At 58.4% G+C, this 5,015-nt stretch carries 6 protein-coding genes; 3 read left to right on the forward strand and 3 right to left on the reverse strand.

Features of this window, described 5'->3' with window-relative positions; translation table 11 throughout:
* Positions 1–316: 316 nt before the first annotated feature.
* Positions 317–1,300, forward strand: coding sequence for a hypothetical protein (locus JWR14_RS22665; RefSeq protein ID WP_299712265.1), 984 nt, complete (start codon positions 317–319; stop codon positions 1,298–1,300).
* Between the two features lie 180 nt (positions 1,301–1,480).
* On the opposite strand, the gene JWR14_RS22670 is transcribed toward JWR14_RS22665, so the two are convergent.
* From JWR14_RS22670 to JWR14_RS22680, 3 genes are all read right to left on the reverse strand, one after another.
* On the reverse strand, positions 1,481–1,903 hold the full coding sequence (locus JWR14_RS22670) for a DUF1801 domain-containing protein (RefSeq protein ID WP_299712268.1): 423 nt from the start codon (positions 1,901–1,903) through the stop codon (positions 1,481–1,483).
* 66 nt (positions 1,904–1,969) lie between these two features.
* Positions 1,970–2,497: an SRPBCC family protein gene (locus JWR14_RS22675; protein ID WP_299712270.1), complete on the reverse strand. Its 528-nt coding sequence runs from the start codon at positions 2,495–2,497 to the stop codon at positions 1,970–1,972.
* Positions 2,494–2,829 carry a metalloregulator ArsR/SmtB family transcription factor gene (locus tag JWR14_RS22680; RefSeq protein WP_299712272.1) on the reverse strand — a complete coding sequence of 112 codons (336 nt, stop codon included), beginning with the start codon at positions 2,827–2,829 and terminating at the stop codon, positions 2,494–2,496. The genes JWR14_RS22675 and JWR14_RS22680 overlap by 4 nt, the downstream gene beginning before the upstream one ends.
* A gap of 136 nt (positions 2,830–2,965) precedes the next feature.
* Here JWR14_RS22680 and JWR14_RS22685 point away from each other — a divergent pair, with 136 nt between their 5' ends.
* Both JWR14_RS22685 and JWR14_RS22690 read left to right on the forward strand, forming a co-directional pair.
* On the forward strand, positions 2,966–4,117 hold the full coding sequence (locus JWR14_RS22685; RefSeq protein ID WP_299712275.1) for an epoxide hydrolase family protein: 1,152 nt from the start codon (positions 2,966–2,968) through the stop codon (positions 4,115–4,117).
* Positions 4,118–4,261: 144 nt separating this feature from the next.
* Positions 4,262–5,015 (forward strand): hypothetical protein (locus tag JWR14_RS22690; RefSeq protein WP_299712277.1); only part of this gene is annotated, 754 nt, incomplete at its 3' end.

The following is a 5,015-nucleotide window of genomic DNA, read 5'->3' on the forward strand; positions in this document are numbered from 1 at the left end:
TGCCAGGGGCTGTACCGAGGTAAATGTCGGTCGGTCGAAGCCGTTAATTGATCGGCGGTTTGGGGGCGACTTCGGCGCTTTATCGTCGGACCGAATACGGCCAGTTTCGAACCTTTACCAGCGGGCGAAAAGCCTGCGCCAGACGACGGTTGCACTCTCAATGTTGGACCTTTTCCCCGTCCTGAGTTGACGTGCCGCACCGTCGAGCAGGAGACGGCTCGACTGCGATAAGTGGCCCAAGGAATTCACCCCGAGCTTGCGTGCGGTACAGCGATTGCGTGGCGGGTACCCAGTCGCCAAACGGAGAGAACTCTGCATGCGATCTTCAGCCCGAAGCCACCGAAGCATTGCGCCGATCCTTGTGGTCCGGTTCCTTGTCTTTCCTCTCGCCGTCACAACCGCGGCGCCGGTGATTGCCCAGTCCAGCCGGGACGTCATTGGCGCCGCGCGTCTTGGGTCAGGCTATTCGCAGATTCTCAACCTGACCGCGACCCCGGACATCAGCTCCGCGCACCTCAATATCTCAGAGGGTGTCGTTCCGCAATCGCTCACCGTCACCCGGATCCCCTACGAGGGTAATTTGCTCACGTTTTCGGATCGAAACAGTATTGGATGGCGGGTGTCCGGCGGTTACTTTCGTGAAAAGGACGAATTCACGATCAACGATCCGAACGGCGCGGCAGGCAGCATCGCAAGCAAGTGGTCGGCCTTTAGCGCGACCGGCGGCCTGTTCCTGAAAAGCAAGCTGGGCTATGGATTAACGTTCGAGCCTGGCCTGGACCTCAGCGTGGCCAGGTTGCTCAATGACGCTTCGTACGCAGGCGCGGCCACTAGCCTTAAACCTGTCACTGACGGGCCGCTGTTCAACTGGCACGAAAATGCATGGCTGGTCACGCCGAACGCCGCGCTCGAATGGACGACGAGCATAGCGCCAGAGCAGACGCTGACTATTCGTGGGCATATTGCGTGGTCGTGGGTTTCCAGCTTTGACGAATCGGATCCCTTACTGCGATTCAGGGAAACTGCCGGTTCCTGGTCGATCCAGTCGGCTTACACGGGGCCGACGGGTGCCCAGCTATTTGCGCGTCCGTTGAGTTACGTTGTCAATGCGGGATACGGCGGATTTTTTGGGCCCAATCGCAACGCTCTCGGGTTCTCAACCTTAGCGAACATCGGGGGCGGGTTCGAACTTCCCCTTTCAAGAGACAACGCACAGTCGAAACGACTGCGGGTAGGAGCAGCCTGTCTATTTGGCCCCCACGTCAAGGGTTGGACAGTGAGCTTGGGCCTGACTTATTGATCGATCGGTCGGCCAGATTTTCATGATCAGGCCGTCATCTTCTACGCACGCTGTCAGGTTGCGATGTTTTAGCCGCGCTAGTATCGGCGACCTATAATGCCTATTCTGGCAAATTCGATCCGCGGGATGAGGCTTGCTCGTAGACCTTGCACGGTCGAAAGAGGGAACGAATTCCGTAGCCTATTTCGCGCGCTTTGGCTTGGCCTTAGCTTTTACACTCGACGTATTAAGGTCGATAGCAGCGCCGATAAGCGTCTTGAACGCCTTCGACTCGACCTCCTCGCCCTCATGAATGTCAATCGCGCGCCTTGTGTTCCCGTCGAGGCTTGAGTTGAACAGCTTGGCCGGGTCCGCCAACGAAGCCCCCTTGGCGAAGGTCAATTTCACGACCGACTTGTACGACTCACCGGTGCAGATGATCCCGTCGTGCGACCACACGGGCGTGCCCATCCACTTCCACTCCTCCACGACGTCCGGGTCTGCGTCTTTGATGAGCTTGCGCATCCTGCTCAACGTCTCACCGCGCCAGTCTCCAAGCTCAGTGATTTTTCTGTCAATCAACTCAGATGCCGACTGGCCCTCGGCCGAATCAGATTTCTTCATTTTGTCATCCTAATGATTCCGTTCTCTTCTTCATTTAAATCTTGGCGCTTGGCCGCATTCTGCGATTCAGATATCAAATTGCTTCGCATACTCGGTGTTCAAGCGCGGCCAACCGAATTTCATTGCTTCGCCACCAACAATACGCCCTATAGGATCGCCGGCCACGAGCCGATCGAATACATCTAGGCAGATGTGCCAGCCGGCGGCGCCCATCGATATGAAGCCGCTATCGATGTTGTGCCAGAGCGTAAGACGCGTGCCGTCGCCGAGCGGTTCAAGTTGCCATCGCATGTCGTTTTCGCCCCAGCGATACTCGAGCAGGTTCGGCTTCTGGGCGCGCGTGACCTGCGACGCCGAGATCTGCGGCGTTGGCGTTCCGACTGTTGAAAGCTTGACGGGGCCAACAGACGCGAGACTCCGGTCGGCATCGAACGGTGCCCATTCACGCAAACTGGCCGGGTCGGTCAACGCTTTCCACACTTTCTCCGGCGGATGGCGCAACTCGCGCACGAGAATAAGTGTCCACTTCTTTCCATCCTTTCGGACTTCGGCGCCGGCGGCCGGGCCCGGCATGTATTGGTCGCGGTTGCTCATCGTTTCTTACCCTTTTTTCGCGGGACAGGATCCATCTGATCAAGGTGGCGTTCCAGCGCGTCGACATGGACCGACCAGAACTGGCGGAACGGTGCGAGCCAGGCGTCGATCTCCATCAGCGGTTCGGGTTTGATCCGGTATAAACGCCGCTGCGCGTCAACGCGCGATTCCACGAACCCCGCCTCTCGAAGCACCCGCAGATGCTTTGAAACCGAGGGTTGCGAGAGGTTTAAATTTTCCTCGATATCACCCACGGACCGCTCAGACGTTGCTAGCAGACTCAGGATGGCGCGGCGGCTCGGCTCGGCGATGATCGCAAATGTTGATTCCATGCCTAATATATACTCCATGAGGTATATACGTGTCAAGCCATGCGTATGGGGCTGCGCAATTTAACTGAGCCATTGGGCGCGCTGTCCTTTAAAGTTAGATCGTGGAGAATGACTGCACTCTTTCAGAGGAGGTGCCATGCATATCGAGCCATTTCAGATTTCCGTATCCGACGTCGAGATCGACGACTTACGCCGGCGCTTGCGCGAGACCCGGTGGGCATCCATGACGCCGTCGGAGCCGTGGCAACAAGGCACAGAGCCCACATGGCTGCGTGAATGGGTGACGTACTGGGCCGAGAGTTTTGATTGGCGTGCTGCTGAACGCGGTCTGAACCAGCAACCTCAATTCATGGCCGACGTGAACGGTCAGCGCGTGCATTTCGTTCATCGGCGTGGCGTTGGACCCAGGCCGTATCCGGTGGTTATCACGCACGGTTGGCCGGGATCGTTCTTCGAATTTCACGCGTTAGCTGACCTGTTGTGCGACCCTGCTGCATTCGGTGGGGATCCGAGCGATGCCTTCGACGTCATTATTCCTTCACTGCCGGGCTTTGGGTTTTCGCCGGCGCCTGCCACCCCCGGCACTTCGGCGTTTCAAGTGGCCGATCTGTGGGCATCGCTAATGAAAGGTTTGGGCTACGAACGATTTGGTGCTCAGGGTGGTGACCTGGGAGCGGGAGTGTCGATCGGGCTCGCCCTGCGGCACTCGCAGGTGGTCGATGGCGTTCATCTCAACTTTCTGCCGAGCTCGTACGAACCCACAGTCGATGCCCCGAATTCGCCGGTTACTCCTGCGGAACAAAACTACCTTCGAGAGAAAGCTGAATGGGCTGCGATAGAGGGCGGTTATGCGCATATGCACGGTACGAGGCCGCAGACGTTGGCTGCGTCGCTTAACGACTCTCCGGCCGGGCTGGCGGCGTGGATTGGGGAGAAGTTTCGTGCATGGAGCGATTGCGACGGGGTTATCGAGCGTAAATTCTCGAAAGATGAACTGCTCACCAATTTATCGCTCTACTGGTACACACAAAGCATTGGCTCAGCCATTCAAATGTACTGGGAAAATCGGTTGCAGCCTATGCGTTTCGCCGCTGGGCAACGGGTAACGCCGCCGGTGGGATTTGCACATTTTCCGAAAGAGATTAATCACCCGCCGCGCGAATGGCTGGAACGAGTTTTCGATGTCGCGCAGTGGACCGACATGCCGCGTGGTGGCCATTTCGCGGCAATGGAGGAACCTGAAGTCCTCACGGCGGACATTCGTCGCTTCTTTAGGCGCTTCCGGTAGCGAGTTTGTTGGGGAGTCGCCCCCACGGGATGCGTCGCGGTCGACGGCAAGTATCCTGGTGCTTTGAGAGCTAAAATTGAAGGTGGCCCGGGCCCTTTTGCGTGAAACCGATCGTCCTGGCTGACTCTATTACGGCAGGCAACCATGAACACTCGTTATGCGTTTTTTGTTCGCCCGGCGCTGGCTGCTGTTTGCGTCGCTTCGCTTGTAACGCTCGTGGCGTGCGGCGGAAATTCCTGCATCGGCCTCGGCGACTGTGGCGGCGGAAACGCTGTGCCAAATGTCACCCTATCCGGCACGGCCGCTACCGGCAATGCACTCGCCAGCGCGACAGTCAACTTCAGTTGCGCGCAGGGTTCGGGCTCCGCCTTGTCTGACGGTGGCGGGCACTATGCCATCACCTTCAACGCGACGCCTCCCTGTGTCATCACCGTGAACGCTGGCGGCATAAGCCTGCATTCGCTGGCATTTGGCGGCGGCACCTTTAATACGACGCCCGAGACCGAGTTGATGCTGGTCTATCTCTCCTCCCAGCTTGGCACCAACGAAGCCAGTCTGATTGCGGGCTTCCCGAATAACGCACAGTTTCAGCAAGCTCTGGGAAACCAGGCCAATGTGCTGGCCGCACAATCGGCGGTCGTCACCAATCTGCAACAGCGCTACGCTCTCACGCTGACGGCGTCGGCGTTTCTGACGACGCCGTTTATTGTTGGACAAGCAGGTGTTGACAGCGATCTCGACGCGCTGGCGCGAGCGGGCGCTATCGATGCTAATGGCATGCCCGATCAGGCCGCCGTCTCGCTACTGTCAGCGGCGGGTCTTGCCCATCCGCTCGCAGCGACTTCCACACCTTCGTCGGGCACCGGCACCGGCAGTACCAGCGGCGCCACCGGCGGCA

This window comes from Caballeronia sp. (assembly GCF_028292365.1).
In the GTDB taxonomy this organism is placed as follows: domain Bacteria; phylum Pseudomonadota; class Gammaproteobacteria; order Burkholderiales; family Burkholderiaceae; genus Caballeronia.